This is a genomic window from Ruminococcus sp. 1001136sp1_2201st1_G3_2201SCRN_220225, from assembly GCF_040924365.1.
Lineage (GTDB): Bacteria > Bacillota > Clostridia > Lachnospirales > Lachnospiraceae > Blautia_A > Blautia_A faecis.
Genome location: NZ_JBCOME010000011.1, coordinates 21,408 through 44,871, shown reverse-complemented (window position 1 = coordinate 44,871; position 23,464 = coordinate 21,408). Strand labels below are relative to the sequence as shown.

The window sequence follows — 23,464 nt, the reverse complement described above, 5'->3', positions numbered from 1 at the left end:
GAGGAAAAATTCATGTCATTTGGAAAAGCAAAAAAACAGAATAACAAAATACATATTGGCAGCAGAGCATTTGACGTGTTCCTCATTGTGTTCATGATCATTGTAGCGATTATATTTCTATATCCGTTCCTGAATGTAATTGCCACTTCACTGTCTAGCAACCGCATGATCACAACCGGTCAGGTTACCTTCTTTCCAAAGGAATTTCATCTGGACGGATACAAAGCCTTATTCAAGGATGAGAATATACTGGGAGCTTACTGGAATACGATTGTAATTGCAGTGGGAACTATGATTGTCAGCCTGGTTTTGAATTCTCTTATGGCTTACGTTATGATGGCACCGGAATTCGTACTGAGAAAACCATTGTCCATTATCCTGCTGATCACTATGTTTTTCAGTGGTGGTACAGTTCCTGCTTACCTGTTGATTCAGAATCTGGGCTTGTATGACAGCTGGTGGTCACTGATTTTGCCAAATGCGGTAAGTGCTTATAATATTTTCATTTATCGTTCGTTCTATCAGGGAATTTCCCCGGAGATCAGGGAAGCCGCCCGAATTGACGGAGCCAGTGAGTTCCAGATTCTTACAAAGATTTATGTGCCCCTTTCAAAAGCATTGTACGCAACCTTCGGTCTGTTTTCCGTTGTTGGCGTATGGAACAGCTACTATGAAGCACTTCTTTACATTAAGGATCCTGCAAAACAGCCGATTCAGATGCTTCTTAGAAAAATTGTATTTACATCCAATACTTCAAACATGAGTAATGCACAGCAGATGATCAGTAATGGTAACCTAAACAGTCTGAATGTACAGTATGCCTGCGTAATCGCAACCATAGGACCAATCCTTCTGGTATATCCGTTCATCCAGAAATACTTTGCACAGGGCGTACAGGTAGGAGCTGTTAAGGGCTGATATTCAGATTATATGGAAGCTGGGGGACAGCTTTCCTTATAAATAAAAGACACACGTTTACTATTCAACAATGTCTACAAAAGAAAATGGAGGAAATTATGAAGAGAGAAACCACCAAAAGACTTACCGCTATGGGAATGTCAGTAGCAATGGCTGCAGGACTTTTCACAACCATAGGAACAACTGCTGTATGGGCAGAGGATTCAGCACCAAAAGCAACAGCTGCAGATAACGGCATTGAGCTTCCGGAGCTTGAGGACGGAACCTTACATCTGGAAGTAAGCATCGCAGATTATCAGCAGTCTTCTGATGGAACACTGGTTCAGGAAAAATGGCAGGAGGCTATGGAAAATTACCTTGGCTGCAAGCTTGACATCACATGGACAAGAACAGCTGCAACGGACTATACGGCAAATGAGCTGGTTGTACTTCAGTCCGGTTCAGTTCCGGATATTGCCACTGTAACAAAGGGATCAGCTGTCAATGAGTACGGCGAGGACGGAATCTTATTAAATCTTGCTGATTATTCCGATTATATGGTTTACTATCCGGAATATATGAAAGAGACAAACGGTGGCGAGGATTTCGCAAAGAATGAGGACGGATCCATGTATTACTTTATGGACGGCTTCTATAACCCGGATGATATCCAGGGAGCACAGTCCTTCACAGCATTTGCGTATCGTTTTGACCTTCTTAAGGAAAACGGCTGGCAGCCGGCTGCTACACTGGATGAGTTTACACAGCTTTGCTCTGACATGCAGGCAAAGATTGACGATGGATCACTTGATCTTGATTATGTTATTATCAACAACACAAAGGATTACTCCCTGTACCGTGGATTTGTTGGAATTTTCCACACATGGGATTGCCTGTACTACAACGGTGAGGAATGGGTATTCGGACCGATTGAGGATAACTTCCGTGAGTGCCTGAAATATCTGAACAGCTTATATGAGGCAGGATATATTGATCCTGAGTTTGCAACAGCAGACTTCAATCAGGGTCAGACAAAAGCTACCACAAATGTTGGCGGTATTTGCCCGACACTTTGGTCTGGATCTGTAGCGAGCTGGAATACTGCTAAGACAGATGAAAATATGGAATGGGGGCTTGCATATCTTCCGGAGAATACAGAGTATGGTACTGCCTGGAAATGGGGTTCCAGACAGGCTGCAAAATCTCTGAATGCAAATATGGGTATTTATATCAGTGCAGAAACCGAGCATCCGGAATATGCAGTAGCAATGATTGACTATCAGTATTCTGATGAGATGGTAAACCTTATGAACTGGGGTGTTGAAGGCGAAACCTATACAGAAACTGATGAAACTAAGACTTTCGTAGATGATATTTTGAACGATGCAACACCTGCAACAAAATCCGCTGAGTATGGACTTACCTCTTCTAGCGTTTGCAGAACCGGTATTCCATTTAACCCGCTTGATTTCAACGCAATGCTTGAGGTTGCTTGTAATCCGGAGCCATGGTGGAATGCTGAAAAAGGTTACTATGAAGGAAAATACTGGGTTGAGTCTGCTGCCAACGGCGGAGAGGATTCTGTTTCCCCATACGACAGAGCACCGGTTACTTATCTGACTGCTGAAGAGTCTTCTGCAAAAGCAGAGCTTGGATATGACGGAACCTGCGAGACACGAGCAAAAGAGCTTGCGCTTCAGTTTATCACAGGTGAGAACGACATTAATGATGACGATGCATGGGAAGATTACATTGATGACATCAAGAGCCAGACAGATGAAGACTTTGATGAAATCCTTGAAACTCTGAATGAGAAAACTGTTAAATAAGACAAACAATAAAGCTTTAAAAATTCTGCTTTCATAAAGAGAAGCCCTCTTCAGCGGAAAGGCACAGGTTATGTGTTTTCGCTGGGGAGGGCTTTTTAATGTGGGGGATATGAAAAATCTACATAGGAGATATACGTTTTTTCCATTCAAAATATATCAGGTAAATTTTATAATAAATTATCCATAAAGAGGGAGGAATTTGCAATGAAACTGTACGATCTGATGACAGATAATCGCCGGGAAAATATCCTGGTAGGAAGTAAAAAACCTGTATTTAGCTGGAGAGTTGAGACAGAAAAAAGGAATGTGCACCAGGAAAGCTATCGGGTGCAGGTCTGGGATGAGCAGGGAAATTCTGTTTGGGACAGCGGAACTGTAGAAGCTTCCCGGATGGCTGGAATTCAGTATGAAGGAAAGGAACTTCAGTCAGGAAAAAGAATGACCTGGCATGTAAGCTGTATATTTTCCAGCGATGAGGGTGTGATAACTGCAGAGGAAGAGAGCTCCTTTGAGACCGCCTATCATAATCGCGAGGACTGGAAAGGGAAGTTCATTGGTGAGACAAAGGACCATGAATATCACCTGTACCGGAAGAAATTTGGCTGTAAAAAGGCGGTGAAGCTAGCCAAGCTTTATGTGTGTGGAATGGGGGCTTTTGAGTGCTGGATTAATGGAGAAAGAGTGTCTGACCATGTAATGGAACCGGGCTGGACAGATTTTCGAAGGACCTGCTTTTATACGGCTTATGATGTCTCGGAATATTTTGCAGAAGGGGAAAATACGGAGAATATAATTCTGGTAAAGCTGGGTGACTGTATGTTTAATGTTCCGGGAGGACGCTATGTGTATTTCCAGCGTTCCTATGGAAAAGCCAAGCTTCTGTGCCAGCTGGAGCTGGTTTATGAAGATGGCAGCAGAGAATATGTGGTGACAGATGAATCCTGGAAGAGAGCCAAAAGTCCGATTGAATTCTGCTGTATTTACGGTGGAGAGGATTTCGATGGAAAACGGTGGACAAGGGAATATTTAACATCAGAAGCGTCGGAAATCTGGGAAGCTGCAGTGTGTGTAGAACCACCTTTAGGGGAACTGAAACCGGCACCAATGGAACCTTTAAGGGTAAAGGAAATCTATCAACCGGTTAGTGTGAGAGAAGTGGAAACAGGGGTATGGCAGTATGATCTGGGAAAAAATTTTTCCGGATGGGCAAGGATTTTCCTGAAAACAAATGGCAGCAGAGCAGGACAGAAGGTGGTGCTAAAAACTGCGGAAAAGTTGGATGAAAACGGACGGATTGATCAGTCTGTAACAGGAAAAGATTATGCCTGGACATACGTTTTAAATGACAAAAAAGAACAGGAATTTGCACCGGATTTTACGTATACAGGGTTCCGTTATGTGGAGATGACAGGTGCTGTGCCGGGAAAAGAAATTTCTTTACAGGGGGAATTTATTTACCCTGATGTAGATCAAGCTGGTGATTTTTGCTGCTCCAACACCTTGTTTAATCAGATACATAAGATTATTTTGCAGGCAATCAAAAGCAATACAAAAAGTTATTTCACAGACTGTCCACATAGGGAAAAGCTAGGCTGGCTGGAGCAGACACATCTGATCGGACCTTCCATTATGTATAATCTGGATGTGCATAATCTGTATACAAAAATTGAAGGAGATATGGCAGATTCCCAACGGGAAAATGGTCTGATACCGGATATTTGTCCGGAATATGTGACTGGATTTGATAAGTGGCATAAGGGATTTCTGGATTCACCTGAGTGGGGAAGTGCCTGTGTGCTGGCTCCCTGGTATGCATACAAACGTTACGGAGATCTTGCATTGCTGGAAAAATATTTCCCGGTAATGAAGAAATATGTGGAGTATCTTTCGTCTAAAACACACCATGAAGTGCTTCATCACGGGCTTGGAGACTGGCTGGATATTGGTCCTTGCACCCCGCATTCCCAGAACACTCCGGTTCCCGTTGTGGCGACTTGTATTTATTATTATGACCTTCAGATTATGGCAAAAATAGCACAGCTTCTCGGGAAAAAAGAGGTTGCAGAAGCGTATCAGAAGAAAATGAAACTGGTATTTGAGGAATACAATCTGCAGTTTCTGGATGACCAGACCGGACGTTATGCAAACGGCAGTCAGGCGGCACAGGCCATGAGCCTGATCGTGGGACTGGTGCCGGAGGAATATCAGGATAAAGTGGTTTCGCAGCTGAAGGATGACGTGGTAAAAAGAGGCTATGCCATCACAGCTGGTGATGTGGGACATCCGTTTTTGATTGCTGCACTGATGAAATATGGCATGTCAGATGTGCTCAATGAGATGACGAATATTACAGATAAACCAGGATACGGCTATCAGGTCGTAAATGGAGCAACAACCCTTACTGAGGAATGGGACGGACCAGAGCCTGGAAACATTCACGGTTCCCAGAATCACCTGATGCTGGGAAGTATTGAAGAGTGGTTTTATGGATCTCTTGGAGGGATGGAACTGGTTCGCGACGGGCTTTCATTTGAAGAAATCCGAATTCAGCCACACCTGGAAAAAGCCGTGGACTGGGTAAATGCCTGGACCATGCATCCGTATGGAAAAATCAATGTAAAGTGGAAAAAGGAAAATGAGAAAACCAGGGTTTGCTGCCAGATTCCGCCGGGACTTACAGCGCATTTGGAATCACCGGATGGGAAGGAAATCATGACTGTGGGAAGCGGATATTATGAGTATGAATTCTGAGAAAACATTATATAAAAAGAATACAGAACCTGTGCTTACGAAAGAATTATTTCAAAATCCAACCAGTGAATATAGGGGAACTCCCTTCTGGGCCTGGAACTGTAAAATTACAAAAGAGCTGATTGACAGTCAGCTGGACTGCTTTGAAAAAATGGGATTTGGAGGCGCCCATCTGCATGCCAGAACTGGTCTTGAAACGGACTATCTGGGAGAAGAATTTCTGAATCTGGTGCGTTATACGGATGAGGAAATGAAAAAGAGAAACATGCTTTGCTGGCTGTATGATGAGGATCGTTTTCCTTCCGGAGCAGCAGGGGGAATCGTCACAGAGAATGTGGATTACCGTGCCAGATATCTGCTTCTTACCAGGGAACGCAAGGAAAATATGTGTGCTTCCCGGGAAGAATTTCAAAGAGAAGCAGCCAATGGAAAAAAGCCTGCAGGTTATTATGTGTGTGCCTATCGTGTGTTGATTCAGGAAGGATTTCTGAAATCTTATAAAAAAATAGATGGTCCATGTCCCTTATACAACAGTAAAAAAGAAGAACAGGAACAGGGAAAACTGTGGTTGGCTTACATAGAATTAATGCCGGAAAGTCCATGGTTTAACGACCAGACTTATGTGGATGTATTGAATAAAAAAGCAGTAGAACGGTTTATAGAAGTGACTCATGAACGTTATTATGAGACACTGGGAGATGAATTTGGAAAGTCCATCCCAGCCATTTTTACAGACGAACCGCAGATGAAAGGAAGTATGGTATTTTACAACGGAGATTGTGAGGAAGATATTACCCTTTCCTTTACAGATGACCTGGGAGATACCTATAAAGAGAAATATGGAGTAAATCTTCTGGAAGTTGTTCCTGAGCTTTTGTGGGAACTGCCAGGGGCAACTTATGGAGCGTACAGTGTACACCGTTTGCTGTATCATGACCATCTTACAGAACGCTTTGTGTCTGCTTACTGTGATACCATTGCAGATTGGTGTGAAGCTCATAATATTGCCATGACAGGACATTACATGTCAGAACCAACCTTATACTCTCAGACACTGCGCCTTGGAGAAGCAATGCGCTGCTATCGAAAACAGCAGCTTCCAGGTGTGGATATTCTCTGCGGAGACCCGGAATATTCCACAATCAAACAGGCGGTAAGCGTTGCCAGACAAAATGGCAGAGAGGGCGTTGTAAGTGAGCTATACGGAGTAACACATTGGGATTTTGATTTTAAAGGGCATAAGCTGCAGGGAGACTGGCAGACTGCGCTTGGGGTTACGATAAGGGTTCCTCATCTGGCGTTCATGTCCATGGAAGGGGAAGCGAAACGTGACTGGCCCGCATCCATCAACTATCAGTCCCCCTGGTGGGAGCAGTACTCCTATATAGAAAATTATTTTGCAAGAGTAAACACTGCACTGACCAGAGGAAAAGCACTGGTGCGGGTGGCTGTGGTGCACCCGATCGAGTCTTATTGGGCTGCATATGGAAATACAGTGCAAACTGGTGAGATTCGAGAGCAGATGGATGAAGACTTTAAAAATGTGATTCAATGGTTGTTATTTGGCCTGGTGGATTTTGATTTTCTTTCAGAATCTCTGATGCCGGAACAATATCCAGATGGAGAACAATTACCGTATGAAATGGTCATTCTTCCAAATCTGCAAACGATTCGAAGCAGTACGCTTGCTATTTTAAATACTTTTGTAAAAAATGGAGGAAGAGTTGTTTTTCTTGGCAGCATTCCCATGCTGATTGATGGAGTCCCGGGAGATAAGGCGAGACGATTTGCTCAGAAAGTGGAGCAGATTCCGTTTCAGAGAAAGGCACTTCTGGATATTACAGAAGACTGCCGGGATATTGAAATTCGTCTGCAGAATGGCAGGCGAAGTGACAATCTGTTTTATCAGATGCGCCAGGACCATGACTGCAGATGGTTATTTGTGTGTCATGTAAACAGAAAAAGAAACCGCGCAGATCAGGGGGAGCAGATGATCATACGGATTCGGGGAAGCTTTGAAATTGAGAGTTATTATGCACTTGACGGAAGCATTTGCCCAGTGGAAACCTGTCAGAAAAAAGGTGATACGGTGGTAACGCTGACCATATATGGAGAAGACAGTCTGCTGTGGAAACTGATTCCGGTAAAAGCAGAAACAACAGCTTCTTTACATAGGAAAAAAGAAAAACCTTCCGGAAGCTTTGCTATAAAAACGGGTATTAATCATGGAACCTATGGTCTGGTGGCAGCAGCTCCGCCACGTAACAGTGATACTTGCAGAAAGAAAAATTTGCTTACCATTTATGAACCGGAAAGCTATTTGCTGGAAGAACCAAATGTTCTGCTTCTTGATAAATGCAGCTGGAGACTGGATGGAGCAGAGTGGCAGCCAGAGCAGGAAATTCTCAGACTGGATAATCAGATTCGCACCCTTCTTCATTTTCCACATCGTCAGGATGCTTATACACAGCCTTGGAGAATCAAGAATGCTCCGGAAAATCATGTGGTGGAACTGCAGTATGAGCTTTATTCAGAGATAGATGTAGAAAATTTTGCGCTTGCTATGGAATGTCCGGAAAAAGCTGAAATTTATTTTAATGGAGTAGCCTGTAAGCAGACAGATGGTGGATTTTTTGTGGATTCTTTTATAAAAAAAGTACCAATGCATAATTTGAAAAAAGGAAAAAACAAGTTGCTTTTGAAAATTCCTTACGGGAGAAAAACAAATCTGGAAAACATTTTTATATTAGGAGATTTTGGGGTGCAGGTCAGTGGGACATTTGCCTGTATTACCAGTAAGCTGTCTCATTTGTATTTTGGAGATATTACCAGACAGAGGATGCCATTTTACGGTGGAAACATAGTGTATGTTATGAAGTTTGAGCTTAAGAAAAATCAGAAGATCTGTATAAGAGTACCTCATTTTTCAGCTCCGGTTATGCAGGTAATATTGGATAAAAAGCCCAGAGGATTAATTGCATTTTCACCGCATGAGCTTGAAGTTGGTGAGCTGGAAGCAGGCATTCACAGGTTAGAAATCAAAGTATACGGAAATCGTTTTAATAGTTTCGGAACACTTCATAATAGCAATGATGAATTTAAATGGTATGGACCGGATTCTTACAGAACAAGCGGATCTGAGTGGATAGAAGGCTGGGAATTAAAACCATTTGGAATTCTGTCGCGGGTAGAAATTCTGGAAACCTAAGGATATGAAACATTAATTTATAAGCGTAACAACGCAGAGTGTCGGGGGAATAAGCAATGAGAAAACAGGAGCTGATATGGCTGGATACGGTAGAAAATCCAGAGGGACAGATGGAATTAATCATAAAATACAGAGGGAGCACAAATGAAGAAAATGCTGCAGTCCTTCTGGAAATCAGAGATAAAAATAATGTCCTTGTGAAAGAAAAAGATGAGCTCAGACAAGACACTGCCAGGGTGAAAACAGCTGTATTTAAATGCCAGGGAGTACTGTGCTGGACACCTGATAATCCGGCTTTGTACCAGGTGAATATAGTGCTTGAGTTATCAGATAAGAATAATGAGAAGACCTATATAAGGCATGGACAAAAGCTTGGATTTCGTTCTTTGAAGCGGCAAAATCAGCAGGTTTTTTGGAACCATAAGCCTGTAAAGCTTCTGGGAATCTGTTACCGTGAACCAGATTCTAAGATGGAAAATTGGGAGACGGTTTTGCGTCGTGATCTGGAATTATTTAAGGCAGCACACGTTAATTTTATCCGCGGTATTTACTATCCATTCAGTGAAAAAATGTTGGAGCTGTGTGATGAAATGGGATTCTGGGTGGAAAATACAGCTCCTTTCTATGAACTGGGACAGACCAAAAAAAACATCAGTGAGCTGCCACATATGCAAAAAGAATTTGAAACAGCAGCAGAAGAATTGCTTGCAAATGGAAGCCATACCAGTGTACTTCTCTGGTCATTAGGACACGATTGTGCATGGGGAGTAAATTTTGGAATCATTCGTGACCGCATCAGGGAACTGGATGATATTCGCCTGATGACCTTCCATTTGCCAATGTCCATTCCAGAAGAAGAACCACAGATGGATGTATGGCCGGTTCATGATATTGACTGGCGTCTTCCTTTTGACAAGACATATGATCAGATGGTGATTTTCCACACACCCGGGGCAGAAAATGAGATTGGATATATGATTGCAGATGCAGACTATCCAGTGCCTGTACTTCACGAGGTCTGGTCACCGGTAGTATGCCATAACCGGGATGAAATTCAAAGAGATCCTGGAATCCGTGATTTCTGGGGAAAAAGTATTCGTACTTTTGTAGAAAAATCAGCTCGGACTCCAGGGTGCCTCGGTGGAGCAGTGCTGGCTGGCGTGGATGAGGACGGCAGCTTTGAAGGGCTGATGGATTATGAATGGGGAATTCTGGACGCGAATCATAATCCGAAGCCAGAATATTATCACTTGAAAAATGCATATGGAGCAGCTTCAAAAGAAGCATATGCGGAGTTGGAAAATGAGAATTCTGTGGTGGAAACAAAGATAAATTGTTTCAGAAGGCAGAACGAAATCCATAATATAAACTGGAAAATTCAGTGGACAGAAGATGCTCTTCACATAGAAAATGACAATATTTTTTATATTTTTTCCAGAAAAAAATGTCTGCTAAAGGAAGCAGGGCTTATACAAAAACAAGGAAAAAAAGTACTGATAAAAGGCGGCCCGTTTTTGAATACAGCAGGATTCTTACTTGGAAAATGGATAGGGAGAAACCTTGAAATTTGTTCTGTGGATGGGGCAGAAAATGTACAGATAAAGATAAGCGGAACCTATGAAAATACCCTTGATATTTGTTTTTATCTTACTCTTTTTCAGAATGGAATACTGGAAACTGCATATGAAGTTCAGAAGCTATTCCGCCATATGCCACACCGTGTGAAAGCAGAAATCGGCATTTCAAGTGGTGGCTTAGGAGAGAAGGGTGGAGCTTATTATGTAACAGAACCGGATAGAGTACGAATGGTTTCTCAGGGGTGTAAGGTTCGGTTAGAACCGGCACCTGAATTAACAGAAGGAGCTATTGTAAATAATTTGGATCCGCGAATAAATTATGTGGGTAATTGGATAAAAATGGAAGATTACTGTGGAAATCTTAACGGATCTGAAACATTAAGCAATACAGCAGGAGATTACGCGGAACTGAGTTTTACAGGGACAGGAATCACTGTTTATGGATCATGGGATATTTTATATGGGATGTGTAACGTATATTTGGACGGAGAACTCTGGAAGAAAGATGTGAGTCAGTACCCACCGAAAGTGGATTTTCCGGGAATGAGCAGAGGCTATGAAAAACGCTATAGACAGATACTGGCAGAGGTACATGGACTGGAAGAAAAAAAACATACACTTCGCATAGAGGTAACCGGAACAAAGGAAGCAAAAGCGCAGAATACATACACTTCAATTGATTATGCAGTATTGGAAGGAAGCAGTTATACAGGTGGATTCAAAATGAATATTGCAGTAGACTTTAATTATCCCAGAATGGTACGAGGCTGCGTTCGAAGACCTGATGTAAAGCTGATTCCAGGCGTGCGGGAGTCTTTCAGAATACAAATGCTGTTGGAGGAAGACAAATGAATATGACTATAGATGAATTAAAAAATTATCCTATGCCAAGAGTGATTCCCCTTCCAAAATGGAGTAAAGCGGCAGAAAATTCAGTAATCTGCCTGGATGGAAGCTGGAAAGTAACAGACAAAAAAGATGGTGCAGTACAACAGGTTCAGGTGCCCTTTGACATGGGAATTCTTCACAAAAAGGGATTATCACAGCACTACAGCTATGAGAGGAAGATACAGCTTCCAAAGAGAGCGGAAAATAGTCATATTGTGCTGAAATTTCAGGGGATTAATGGTTTTGCTACAGTCTATGTGGATGGAAAACAGGTGGCATATCATGAAAACGGATTTATTACATGGAATGTGGACATTACGGAGGAAGTATGTGGAAAACAGACGTTTTCTCTTGTTATCGATTTGGATGAAGAATCAGATATTGTCAGTGCCTATAGCCATGGCGGGATGCTTCACAGCAGCTGGCTGTATGTATTGCCGGAAGTTTATGTGAACGCACTTTATCTGTCACCATTGTTTGACGAGGATATGGAAACCTGCAGCCTGCGGGTGGATATGGATCTGGCAGATATGCCTGGAAGCATAGATGGGAAGGGGAAAATACGGTCTGCAGAAATGGCTGCCGGGAAGGAAAAAGGTCGGCTTGCTAGTGCTGCTGTATATAAAGCTGAGTTTGTTTTGTACGATCCAAACGGTATAAAAACAAAGGAGAAATCCCTGGTTTTAGACAATAAAATTAAAGGCTATTACACTGATCAGCTGTATGTAGCCAACCCGGTTCTCTGGGATGCAGAGCACCCAAGACTATACAGATTTGAACTTACATTATATAAATTAGATTCTATCTCTGGTACCTGGGAACTACTGGAAAAGGCAGAAAAAAAGGTAGGACTTAGAAAGCTGGAACGCAAGGGTAATCGTCTATTTGTAAACCATAATGAGGTGAAATTACGCGGCGTGTGCCGCCATGAAATCAGTCCAAGAAACGGACGTGCATTGACCCATGAGCTGATTGAACAGGATGTAGCATTATTTAAAGAAGCAAACTGTAATTATATTCGAACCTCTCATTATCCGCCAAGTGAATATTTTCTTGACCAGTGTGATGAGCATGGAATTTACGTGGAGGACGAGCTGGCATTAGCATTTATTGCAAGGACATTGCCCTATACACAGCGCGATCCTAAGGAAACAAACCGTTATCTTAGTCATTTTGCAGAAACAATGGCAAGGGATTACAATCATCCTTGCGTAATTATCTGGTCTCTTTGTAATGAGTCCTTTGGAGGTCATAATTTTGATCTTCTTAATCGCTTTGCGCATTTGAAGGATCCTACCAGAATGACAAAATTCAGCTATCCAATGACTATTCGGGAAGAGCATGAAATGCCGGATATCTGGAGCATTCATTACTCTGAATATAATGCTGATCTGGCAGGAAAAAAGGACAATTTAAGTGTGGGAGGTGCACCTGGAAAAGATATGCCTGTGCTTCATGACGAATATGTGCATGTAGCCTGCTACAACCGTGAGGAGATGCGAAGAGATCCAAACATCAGAAGCTACTGGGGCGAAAGCATCCGTATTTTCTGGGATAATATCTGGAATACAGAGGGTGCTCTTGGCGGTGCAATCTGGGCTGGGATCGATGAAACGGATCTTTATGATGGTGGAAACGGACAGATGGAATGGGGAATTATTGATGTCTGGAGAAGAAAGAAACCGGAGTTTTACATGACCAGAAAAGCCTATTCTCCAATTAAAGTTATTCACAGCGAAGTAAAGGCTCAGGAGAAAAAGATTTTGTTGATTATAGAAAATCGTTTCTGTCACACCAATTTAAATGAGGTTAAAGTGAAATGGAAATGCGGTGATGAAAATGGTATCTGGAAGCTCCCGAAATGTGCGCCGGGAAAGGTGATTAAGGTTTTACTGTCGCTGGAAAATGCAGAGGATCAGTCTCCGGTGACACTGGAATTCCTGGATGGAAATGACTGCCAGATAGATGAAATGAAGGTGTTTTCCCGAGATTATGTGGAAGCTCCGCTGTTTGAGTTAAATGCAGATGAAACAGAAAATATAAAAGCTTTAAAGATTCATAAAGAAAACCAGGAAGTTTTCATAACGGGAAATGATTTTAAGTTTTCTTTCAATGTTAAGACCGGTCTTCTGACCGGCGGCTGGGCAAGGCAGAATAATAAAATTCTGGTTGGCGGTCCAATATTAAATGTCCCATACCTGAAGCTTGGATCCTGGTATATGACCTCTTTTGCAGTAAAAGAAAAACAGAATTTTGTAGAAGTTCGAATCCAGGGCGGATACAAAAAAACGCTATCTATAGAGTGGATAATAGAGATTCAAAATGACGGAACCTTCTACACAACATATCAGATTCTTCACCTGGAAAAGCATCTTCCCAAGCAGATGAAGCTTCGTGTAGGTGTAGATTGCGGCGGGCTGGATGAGCTTGGAATAGCATATATTCTGGATCCATCTGTGGACACTTTATCCTGGAGAAGAAATCTGGATCCGGATCAGGAGGGACGAATTTCTCTTTATCCCAGGGACCATATTTCCCGAAATCAGGGAACTGCAAAGCGCTTTACCAGATCCAATATCTGGGGTGAAATGCCAGTGACTTCCTGGGGAGAAGACATGCGAGATGATATTCTTTTTGGGCGTTATGATGGAGAATATCATGGAAGTAATGATTTCAAAAGTACCAAAGAGGATGTTGCAGAAGCGTATATTTATAATGAGAATCGAACTAAAATACAGGATGCATTTAATAGGGAAAAAGATGCTGATAAAATCGGAATGCTGAAAATATTCGGTGCCAAAAAGAAGTCCGATCAGAATGGAAGTCGGGAAGTCTCCAAAGCTAATATCCGTTTGGAAGTGCTTGATCCAAAAGAAGAAAAAATTCTGGAATCTGATTCGCGAATTGCCTATACCGGAACCTGGTATCAGGTAGTAGATAAGAAAGAAAGTGACCACGGAACGGAGATGTGGAGCCGGGAAAAAGGCGCCGCATTTACCTGTAAATTTCAGGGTACCGGAATCCTATGGTACGGTCCTCAGGATCCTGCTTTTGGAATGGCAGACGTATATGTAGACGGGGAAAAGAAAGCCTCCCATATCAGCCAGAGAAGTGGCGGAGTTGATTTCTCCTGCTGTTCTGCAGGTTACGATAAGTGTTATCATTTGCCGATTTTTTCTATTAAAGACCTGCCTTATGGAGAGCATACGATTCGTATTGAGGTGTGTGGGGAAAAAGCAGAAGACGCCACAGATTGTTACATAGTTCTTGACTATTTGCGAGTACTTGGAAGGAATCATACAGAGCCTATTAAGCTGATGATAAACCAGGATTTTTCCTACCCGCATATATCCTGGGGAAATGTGAGAAAGCCTCCGCTTGTTATGAGAGATGGCACCTGTGGCACTGTTAAGATGAAAATGTGCGCAGTCACTAAAACATGCCAAGTTGATAAATAATAGATTATAAAACAGGAGAATACATAAAATGATCGAATTAACAGACCCGAAAATACAGAAGTATCTGACTCCTTACCGTTATGAAAAACCGGTACTTCATGGATCCGGAATGCTCGGTGCATTTGATGAAAAAGCAGTAGATATTCCATTTGTTTTCTGGCATCAGAACAAGTATTACATGTTGTATACAGGCTTTGATGGCAAAGGATATCAGTCAGCCTTAGCAACCAGTGATGATCTTCTTCACTGGGAGCATAAGGGCGTAATTCTCAAACGAAACCTGGATTCTGACCGTTGGGATCGCATTGGAGGTGCTGCCACCTGGATGATTAAAGAAAATGACGATTTCAATCAGATCCCAAAGCTTGGAAAAGTAGATGGAAAATATTGGCTGGTCTATCATTCTTATCCTTCCACAGGCTATGAAAGTGGCCCCGCTGAAATTGGTCTGGCGTGGACAGAAGACGAAGAGCTGCTGGACTGGCACTTTCCGGATAAGCCTTGCTTTTCCTGGAAAGACGGTGCCGACTGGGAAGCAGGCGGACTCTATAAAGCCTGCATTATCCGCAATAATGACATTTGGTACATGTTTTATAATGCAAAAGACAAAGAAGAACGCTGGACAGAACAGACAGGTGTTGCAACCTCAAAGGATCTTCTTCACTGGGAAAGATATGAAGGAAATCCAGTGATGAAGGTAAACCGGAAATCCTGGGATGAACGCTTTGTATCTGATCCCTATATTGTGAAGGATGGGGATATTTGGGTGAACTTTTACTTTGGCTATGGCAAGATTTATGAGGATGGACACAGTCATGCACAGGAAGGATTGGCCATGTCTGATGATCTTCTTCACTGGGAAAAGGTAAGGGAGCCAATCCTTTCTTTTGGCCCGGAGGGAACTTATTATAGCGGTCATGTACACAAGGCATCTATTGTAAAAAAGGATGACACCTTGTACCATTTTTACTGTGCAACCCGCCCTTGGAAAGAAGGAGATCCTACCAATGCATACGGCGAATACAGAACCATATGCGTAGCAGCAAATAAGAAATTTTGACCTGATTCTGACAAAAATAATCGCACATAAATGAACCAATATTATGATACAAAAGAAACAGGAGAGCGTATGAAACATTTACAAGCTTTGCTTCAGGGAAAGTGTACCAGCCACATTTTGCCATTCCTTTGGATGAAAGGGGAAGATAATGAAACAATCGGAAAAGAGCTGGATAAAATAGAGAAATGCGGTATCCGTGAGGTGTGTCTGGAATCCAGACCACATCCGGATTTCTGTGGTCCTAAGTGGTGGGAAAATCTGGATTTTATTTGTGCAGAAGCTGAAAAAAGAGGGCTTCGTCTCTGGATTCTGGATGACAAAAAGTTTCCAACCGGATATGCTAACGGCGGATTTGAAAAGCACCCGGAAAAGTCAAAGCTGTACCTTGGAGAGCGACATATGGACATTATGGGTCCCTGCCGCAGCGGTGCAGTCCTGGTGGAAAATTTTATTCCTTCAGATGGAAGACTACTGGGAATTCTGGCAGTACCAAAGCCAGATGGACAGACCTTGGCAGTAAGAGGAAGCGACATTTTGGATCTTACAGATACCATGGAAAACGGTTTTGTGTACTTTGATCTTCCGGAAGGAGCTTATCGCCTTTTTATCTTATTTACCACCAGAACCGGGGGCGGAAGAGATCATTATATGAATCTGATCGATTCCTCATCTGTCAAGGTATTGTTGGATGAAGTTTATGAAAAGCATTACGCTCGCTACAGTAAATATTTCGGAAATGTGATTGCTGGCTTCTTCTCTGATGAGCCAGAGCTTGGCAACGTAAAAGACTATCCCTTTGACAACATGTTAGGCCAGAAAGATATCAGATTGCCTTGGAGCGATGAGCTGGAAAGAAAACTAACAGAGACCTGGAAAGAGGAATTTCTCACCAATCTTCCTGCATTGTGGTACGATTCTGAAGAAAAAACCACAAAGGTTCGTACAGAATATATGGATGCAATGACCCATTTGGTACATACCTGCTTCAGCGGTCAGATTGGAAGCTGGTGTCAGGTACATGGTGTAGAATATATCGGACATATTATTGAAGATGACAATGCACATGCACGGATGGGCTGCAGCATCGGACATTATTTCAGGGAAATGGAAGGACAGCATATGGCTGGCATTGATGTTGTTCATCATCAGATTGTACCGGGATTTACACAACCGGTTCATCAATGGATTGCAGGAGACCGCGACGGCGAATTTTTCCATTTCGGACTGGCCAAATTAGGAAGCTCGGCAGCTCATATTCAGAAAAACAAAAAAGACCGTGCGCTGTGTGAAATCTTCGGAAACTATGGATGGGCAGAAGGTAATTCCTTTATGAAATGGCTGACTAACCATATGCTTGTAAGAGGAATTAATGAGTTCACGCCACATGCTTTTTCCATGAAATATCCAGATCCTGATTGTCCGCCGCATTTTTATGCAGGCGGTAATAATCCGGGATTTGAGTGTTTCACCTGGCTCATGCAATACATGAACAGGAGTGCCCATTTTCTCAGCAGTGGAACCCATCTGGCAGATGCGGCAATCCTTTATCACGGAGAAAGCGAGTGGTGCGGCGAAGCAATGTACTTCCAGAAACCAGGCCGTGCCCTTATGGAAAAACAGCTGGATTATGATGTGATTCCGGCAGATATTTTTGCAGAAGCTATTGTAGAAAATGGAGTTCTGAAGATTCTGGACAAGACCTACGCAAGTCTGATTATTCCATATGTGCAGTGTTTGGATGAGCGTGTAGTACAGTTTATAGAAGCCAATCAGAAAAATAAATTAAAGGTTTACATAATTGATAAATTGCCTGAAAAAACTACCAAAGGAACAGAACTGCCAGAAGTATTTTCTAAGTGGGTGGAAATTGTAACATTAGATAATCTGGCCCAAAAAGCTGTGGCAGAAAGTGAAAAGCATAGGATGCGTAAACTTGCAGTTACAGATAACGGTCAGGGAACAATTTCCGAAAACCTTCAGGATCTTCGTATGATCGTGAACCAGACAGAGGAAGGGCTTTGCGCAATGCTATTTAACGAAAGCGTGTTCAGAAGAGCTGATTTTGCTTTGCTTGTACAGGCTGAAAAATTGGATGGACTGACCCTTTATGATTCCTGGTTTAATCGCGCTAAAAGCTTTGATTTGAAGTCTTATCCGGCACAGGCTGAAGGATATGCGTATCAGATTCCGGGAAGTCTGGAGCCTGGAGAGAGCTGCTTTTTGTGCCTGGAATCAATAGAGCATATTAAAGAAGAAGGACAAAAAATTGAGCCTGATATACTTTGTCTTGAGAAACAGACTACCCTCTATATTCCGTGGAAAGTAACAACCAAAGAAGGAAAAACTCTGCAGCTAAAAGCAGATAAAGAGCTTCCAAACATGAACGGAAGGGGCTATTTCCCTGCTTATACGGGAAGCTACCTATATACAGGAAGCTTCACCTGGAAGAAGAACGAAGGAGAGCATTATAGCTTGAAATTCCCGGAAGCGGCGGATTGCCTGAGAGTGAAATTAAACGGAGAAGATGTGGGCTATTTGGCTGGCTTCCCTGCGAAAGTGGAGGTTACAGATGCACTTTTGGACGGTGAAAATCATCTTGAAATAAAAGTGGATACTACTCTTGTCTGGAAGTTGAAAGATGGTGCATCCACTCATTTGCAGATACCTGCGACCGGAATTACAGAAGCACCGGTGATAGAGACGTATATGCGATATTAATTAGATGAGTTTGAAATGCTGTTAAACTTGAAGTTTGCGGAACATGAGAATGCTGTAAATTACAGAAACAATATGAGAGGAAAATTAAGATGAAGAAAGCAGACAGAATATATTATGGCGGAGATTATAATCCTGACCAGTGGGATGATCAGACAATAGATGAGGATATGCGTTTGTTTAAAAAAGCTGGAATTAATTTATTAACTCTTCCAGTTTTTTCATGGGCAAAGCTTGAGCCAGACGAGGGTGTTTATAATTTCGAATGGTTGGACCGAATCATTGATAAAATTTGGGAAAATGGTATTCATGTGTGCCTTGCAACTCCAACTACTGCACAACCGGCCTGGCTGTCCACCAGATATCCAGAAGTACTTCCTGTTGATATTGCAGGAAGAAAAAGAACCCATGGAATGCGCGTGTTCTTCTGCGTAAACAGCTTGAAATATCGAGAGAGAGCAGCTGCAATTGCAGAGCAAATGGCTATGCGTTACGCCCATCATCCAGCACTTGCGATGTGGCATGTTTCCAATGAATATGGAACCTATTGCTATTGTCCGACCTGTCAGGCAAAGTTTCGTGTATGGTTAAGAAAACGTTATGGAACAGTGGATGAACTGAATAAAAGATGGCACACCACGTTCTGGGGAAGAATTGTCAGTAGCTTTGAAGAAGTAACACTACCTACAGAATTAAATGATGATTATCGGTTTAATCCGGCAATTCAGCTAGACTATATGCGCTTTGTAACAGACTCAACAGCGGAATGTTTCCAGAATGAATATGATGTTCTGAAAAAATACAATCCGGAGATTCCTATTCAGACAAATATGTCCGGTTTTATCAAGAAGTTAGATCAGTTCACTATGACTAAGAAATTGGACATAGTAGGATGGGATAACTATCCGTGGCCAGATGATCCAGCATATTTCGTAGCAATGAAGCATGATATTATGCGAGGCTTAAAAGGCGGTCAGTCTTTTGTTCTGACAGAGCAGTCTCCAAATCAGCAGAACTGGCAGCCTTATAATCTGTTGAAACGGCCAGGTGAAGTGAGAAGATTATCTTATCAGGCAATGGCGCATGGAGCAGATACCTGCCTGTTTTTTCAGATGAGACAGTCTGTTGCCGGACAGGAAAAATTCCACGGGGCAATTATTAGCCATTCAGGAAGAGAGGATACAAGAGTTTTCCGGGAATCAAGTGTATTGGGAGCTGAGCTGGCGCATATAGGGGATACTTTTTTGAATGGAAGGACACCTGCAAGGGTAGGAATTCTTTTTGACTGGAATAACTGGTGGGCATTGGAACTTTCCAGCGGTCCGTCCAAGGATATGGATTATCTAAAAACAGTTTCTCTTTATTATGAAACCTTGTATCGTCAGAATATCGGAGTAGATTTTCTGCCATTTGAGGCAGAACTGGAGAAATATGATCTCATTATAGCACCTATGATTTATATGGAAAAAAATAATATTGGCGAAAAGTTAAATGCATATGTGAAAAATGGCGGAACTCTGGTTACTACAGTTATGTCTGGACTTGCAGATGAAAATGACCGTTGCGTATTCGGCGCTTATCCAGGAAAATTAAAGGACATGCTTGGAATATGGGTAGAAGAAACGGACGCTCTTCGCCCGTATGAACAGAATCATATGAAAATCGAAAAGGCGGATATGGTTTCAAGAGAAGAATATTCCTGTGACTTTTTGTGTGATATTATTCATCCAGAAGGTGGTGCGGAAGTTCTTGCAACCTATGAAGATGACTTTTATGCAGGAACTCCATGCGTGACCTGCAATACTTTCGGAAAAGGAAAAGCTTACTATATTGGAACTCAGCCAGAACAGAAATTTCTGGAAGAACTGATGGAAAAAATTTGTAAAGACTGCAATATCGAAAGCGTATATTCCGCAGATGAAGGTGTGGAGCTGACAGTCAGAAAATCCGATAAAGGTAGAATTGTTTTTGTGATTAATCATAACAGTAAAGAGGCAGAAGTTGATTTTGGAACAGATAAACTGAAAAGCCTTATTGATGAGCGGAAATTTACCGGGAAGAATGCGATTCAGCCAGGAGACGTATTTGTAGCCATAGTTGAGGAATAGTTTGGAAGAAAATGGAGAAGTGTTGAAATGGAAAAGAATATTTTATTTCCCAAGTTAAATGGTTTCGTCCATGGTGGAGACTATAATCCGGAACAGTGGCTGGATCGTCTGGACATTTTGGAAGAAGATATCAGAATGATGAAAAAAGCAGGTGTGAACTGTGTTACACTTGGCGTTTTTTCCTGGTCCGTATATGAGCCTAGGGAAGGCGAATTTCACTTCGAATGGCTGAAAAAAATTATGGACAGTTTATATGAAAACGGCATTTATACGATCCTTGCCACACCATCCGGTGCAAGACCTGCATGGTTGGATAAAAAGTATCCGGAAGCAATGCGAGTTGGAAAAAACGGCCAGCGAAATCATCATGGGGTGCGTCACAATCACTGCATGTCCTCACCGGAATATCGCAAAAAAACAGCACTTATAGACAAACTGCTGGCTGAAAAATTCGGACAGCATCCTGGTCTTATTATGTGGCATGTTTCCAATGAGTTAGGCGGAGAGTGCTATTGTCCTCTGTGCGTAGAGCGTTTTCAGAAGTACCTGAGCGAGCAGTTTGATCATGAAATCGACAAATTAAATCAGGCATGGTGGACGACCTTCTGGAGTCATCGCTACAATGATTTTGATCAGATAGAACCACCATTTGCAAATGGTGAAGGCAGTATTATGGGGCTGAATCTGGAGTGGAAACGATTTACTACCTGGAATATGAATGATTTTATGAATTCTGAAATTCAAGTACTCAAAGAGATTACCCCGGATATCCCTGTGACAGCAAATTTTATGATGCTTTACAATGGTCTTGATTACCGAAAAATGGCACCATTTCTGGATGTGATCTCCTGGGACAGCTATCCACAATACAACAATGATTATGAAAGCTTGTATGAAACCATGACAGAAAATGGGTTTCATCACGCAGTGATGCGTGGGTTGAAAAAGGACAAGCCCTTTATGCTGATGGAAAGTGCACCTGGGCTGGTAAACTGGCATCCGTATAATAAAGTAAAAAGACCTGGCGTTCACAAGCTTGCGTGTATGCAGGCAATTGCCTGTGGTTCCGATACTGCTCAGTATTTTCAGTGGAGAAAAGGCCGCGGCTCCTTTGAGCAGTATCATGGAGCTGTTGTAGATCACCTTGGAAAGGATGATACCAGAATTTTCAGGGAGGTGGCAGAGGTTGGTGCTTTGCTCAAAAAAATTGCCCCTGCAGCCGGAACACTGGTAAAAGCAAAAACAGCTCTGTTATTTGACTGGGACAACCGTTGGGCAATCCAGGATGTAAAAGCATTAAGTGAAAACACAAAAAATTATGAAAAAACCTGCATTGGAATCTGGAAAGAATTTCAGAAGCTGGGAGTAGAAATGGATGTGGTTAGTTCCAATGATGATCTTAGTGATTATAAAGTAGTTGTAGCACCTATGCTTTATCTTCTCCAGTCGGGAACCGCAGAAAACCTGCAGAAATTTGTGAAAAACGGCGGTCAGCTTCTAGCCACTTATTTTACCGGATATGTGGATAAAGATACCTTGTGTTATCTTGGCGGTTTTCCAGGAGACGGACTGGCAGAGTTGTTCGGAGTGATTAGTGAGGAAATTGACACCTTATATCCCTCTGATAGAAACAGCTTGTGTTTTCTTGATGGAAAAAAATGGACTGTATATGATTACGCAGAAATCTTACGGGTTCAGGATGCACAGATCCTGGCTTCCTATGGAACTGATTTCTATGAGGGAAGTGCCGCATTAACTGTAAAAGAATGGGAAAGCGATACTCATACCGGAGAAAATGGTCGTGCCTATTACATAGCAGCAAGAGTTGCGCCTGAAGAAATGGGAAGTCTGTTTGAAACAATGCTTGCTAATGCCGGAATTGCAGTTAAGGATCTTCCGGGAGAAGTGGAATACCATCAACGTCAGGGAGAAGACACTACCTATGAATTCTATCTGAATCATGGCAAAGAAAAATCGCTGATAAAGAATGTAACAGGTAGGAATTTGCTCACAGGAGAAGATATTAACGAAACATTATCGCTAGCTGCTTATGATGTGGCAGTGATTTGTAAACAGTCATAACAATAATAAATGTGACACTAAATAAAGAAATTGGACTTGACGATGACTGCTTTGTAATCGTAAAATTTTTGTATAGATTACAAAAAGATGGTATGAATTTATAGGCTTTAATGGGTATAATTCACAAGTGAAAATAGTAAATTCAAAAATCGGAAGGGTTTGAAGACTGTTAAAACAGAAAAAGAAGGAGACATTTGAAATGAAATTAGGAATTGTTTATACTAGCACAACACCAGAACTTATTGAGTGTGTAAACGAAGAAATCAGAAAAAATCTTGGAGATACCCCGGAAATTCTCAACTATCAAGATCCGTCTATTCTTGCAGAGGTAAGAGAGCATGGTTATGTAACTGCAAGTGCAGCAGCTCGCCTTGTGGGAATGTACATGCAGGCTGTTTCTGACGGGGCAGATGCAATTTTAAACTGTTGCTCTTCTGTTGGAGAAGTTGCAGATGCCGCACAGAATATTGGACGCTACACAGGCATCCCGATTGTTCGTATTGATGAGGAAATGTGCCGTGAAGCAGCTCGCCTTGGCAAGAGAGTAGGCGTACTTGCAACTCTTCCTACTACCCTGGAGCCTACCAAGAATACCGTCTCCCGTGTTGCAAGAGAAATGAACAGCCATGTAGAACTGGTTGATGGACTTGTAGATGCATTCGGCGCAGACCAGGATAAATTTAAAGCTCTTCTTTGTGCAAAGGCAGAAGAAATCGCAGATCAGGTAGATGTGGTTCTTTTGGCTCAGGGATCTATGGCATATGCAGAAGATGCAATTTATGAGAAAATTGGCAAACCTGTACTTTCCAGCCCGCGTTTTGGCGCACAGGCACTTGCAGCTGCATTGAAGGCTAAAGGATTATAAGATTAATCATATAGAGAACAAAACTG

Annotated in this window: 11 protein-coding genes; all 11 read left to right on the top strand. The window is 42.2% G+C overall.

Annotated features, from left to right (window positions below; translation table 11 throughout):
• The first annotated feature begins 12 nt into the window (after nucleotides 1-12).
• The 11 genes from AB5642_RS05600 (at nucleotide 13) to AB5642_RS05550 (ending at nucleotide 23,438) form a co-directional block, all read left to right on the top strand.
• Complete coding sequence (locus tag AB5642_RS05600; protein WP_148461462.1) at nucleotides 13-918, top strand: carbohydrate ABC transporter permease; 906 nt, start codon at nucleotides 13-15, stop codon at nucleotides 916-918.
• 98 nt (nucleotides 919-1,016) lie between these two features.
• A complete protein-coding gene (locus tag AB5642_RS05595; protein WP_237925750.1) occupies nucleotides 1,017-2,726 on the top strand; it encodes a hypothetical protein in 1,710 nt (569 codons plus the stop codon).
• A 204-nt stretch (nucleotides 2,727-2,930) separates the two neighbouring features.
• On the top strand, nucleotides 2,931-5,477 hold the full coding sequence (locus AB5642_RS05590; RefSeq protein WP_237925752.1) for an alpha-L-rhamnosidase: 2,547 nt from the start codon (nucleotides 2,931-2,933) through the stop codon (nucleotides 5,475-5,477).
• The gene (locus tag AB5642_RS05585; protein WP_173734807.1) at nucleotides 5,461-8,685 is read left to right on the top strand and encodes a hypothetical protein; all 3,225 of its coding nucleotides are present in this window, start codon (nucleotides 5,461-5,463) and stop codon (nucleotides 8,683-8,685) included. The genes AB5642_RS05590 and AB5642_RS05585 overlap by 17 nt, the downstream gene beginning before the upstream one ends.
• A 56-nt stretch (nucleotides 8,686-8,741) precedes the next feature.
• On the top strand, nucleotides 8,742-11,114 hold the full coding sequence (locus tag AB5642_RS05580; protein ID WP_237925755.1) for a glycoside hydrolase family 2 TIM barrel-domain containing protein: 2,373 nt from the start codon (nucleotides 8,742-8,744) through the stop codon (nucleotides 11,112-11,114).
• Nucleotides 11,111-14,608: a glycoside hydrolase family 2 protein gene (locus AB5642_RS05575; RefSeq protein ID WP_256144076.1), complete on the top strand. Its 3,498-nt coding sequence runs from the start codon at nucleotides 11,111-11,113 to the stop codon at nucleotides 14,606-14,608. The genes AB5642_RS05580 and AB5642_RS05575 overlap by 4 nt, the downstream gene beginning before the upstream one ends.
• A 28-nt stretch (nucleotides 14,609-14,636) precedes the next feature.
• On the top strand, nucleotides 14,637-15,668 hold the full coding sequence (locus AB5642_RS05570; RefSeq protein WP_237925760.1) for a hypothetical protein: 1,032 nt from the start codon (nucleotides 14,637-14,639) through the stop codon (nucleotides 15,666-15,668).
• A gap of 69 nt (nucleotides 15,669-15,737) precedes the next feature.
• Nucleotides 15,738-18,386 carry a hypothetical protein gene (locus AB5642_RS05565; RefSeq protein WP_173718634.1) on the top strand — a complete coding sequence of 883 codons (2,649 nt, stop codon included), beginning with the start codon at nucleotides 15,738-15,740 and terminating at the stop codon, nucleotides 18,384-18,386.
• A gap of 89 nt (nucleotides 18,387-18,475) precedes the next feature.
• Nucleotides 18,476-20,491: a beta-galactosidase gene (locus tag AB5642_RS05560; RefSeq protein WP_237925762.1), complete on the top strand. Its 2,016-nt coding sequence runs from the start codon at nucleotides 18,476-18,478 to the stop codon at nucleotides 20,489-20,491.
• 27 nt (nucleotides 20,492-20,518) lie between these two features.
• Nucleotides 20,519-22,573 carry a beta-galactosidase gene (locus tag AB5642_RS05555; protein ID WP_237925763.1) on the top strand — a complete coding sequence of 685 codons (2,055 nt, stop codon included), beginning with the start codon at nucleotides 20,519-20,521 and terminating at the stop codon, nucleotides 22,571-22,573.
• A gap of 199 nt (nucleotides 22,574-22,772) precedes the next feature.
• Nucleotides 22,773-23,438 carry an aspartate/glutamate racemase family protein gene (locus AB5642_RS05550; protein WP_237925764.1) on the top strand — a complete coding sequence of 222 codons (666 nt, stop codon included), beginning with the start codon at nucleotides 22,773-22,775 and terminating at the stop codon, nucleotides 23,436-23,438.
• Nucleotides 23,439-23,464 lie beyond the last annotated feature (26 nt).

Coding starts and splice junctions, on each gene's coding strand:
- AB5642_RS05600 (WP_148461462.1), top strand. CDS start 13: ATGTCATTTGGAAAAGCAAAAAAACAGAATAACAAAATACATATTGGC.
- AB5642_RS05595 (WP_237925750.1), top strand. CDS start 1,017: ATGAAGAGAGAAACCACCAAAAGACTTACCGCTATGGGAATGTCAGTA.
- AB5642_RS05590 (WP_237925752.1), top strand. CDS start 2,931: ATGAAACTGTACGATCTGATGACAGATAATCGCCGGGAAAATATCCTG.
- AB5642_RS05585 (WP_173734807.1), top strand. CDS start 5,461: ATGAGTATGAATTCTGAGAAAACATTATATAAAAAGAATACAGAACCT.
- AB5642_RS05580 (WP_237925755.1), top strand. CDS start 8,742: ATGAGAAAACAGGAGCTGATATGGCTGGATACGGTAGAAAATCCAGAG.
- AB5642_RS05575 (WP_256144076.1), top strand. CDS start 11,111: ATGAATATGACTATAGATGAATTAAAAAATTATCCTATGCCAAGAGTG.
- AB5642_RS05570 (WP_237925760.1), top strand. CDS start 14,637: ATGATCGAATTAACAGACCCGAAAATACAGAAGTATCTGACTCCTTAC.
- AB5642_RS05565 (WP_173718634.1), top strand. CDS start 15,738: ATGAAACATTTACAAGCTTTGCTTCAGGGAAAGTGTACCAGCCACATT.
- AB5642_RS05560 (WP_237925762.1), top strand. CDS start 18,476: ATGAAGAAAGCAGACAGAATATATTATGGCGGAGATTATAATCCTGAC.
- AB5642_RS05555 (WP_237925763.1), top strand. CDS start 20,519: ATGGAAAAGAATATTTTATTTCCCAAGTTAAATGGTTTCGTCCATGGT.
- AB5642_RS05550 (WP_237925764.1), top strand. CDS start 22,773: ATGAAATTAGGAATTGTTTATACTAGCACAACACCAGAACTTATTGAG.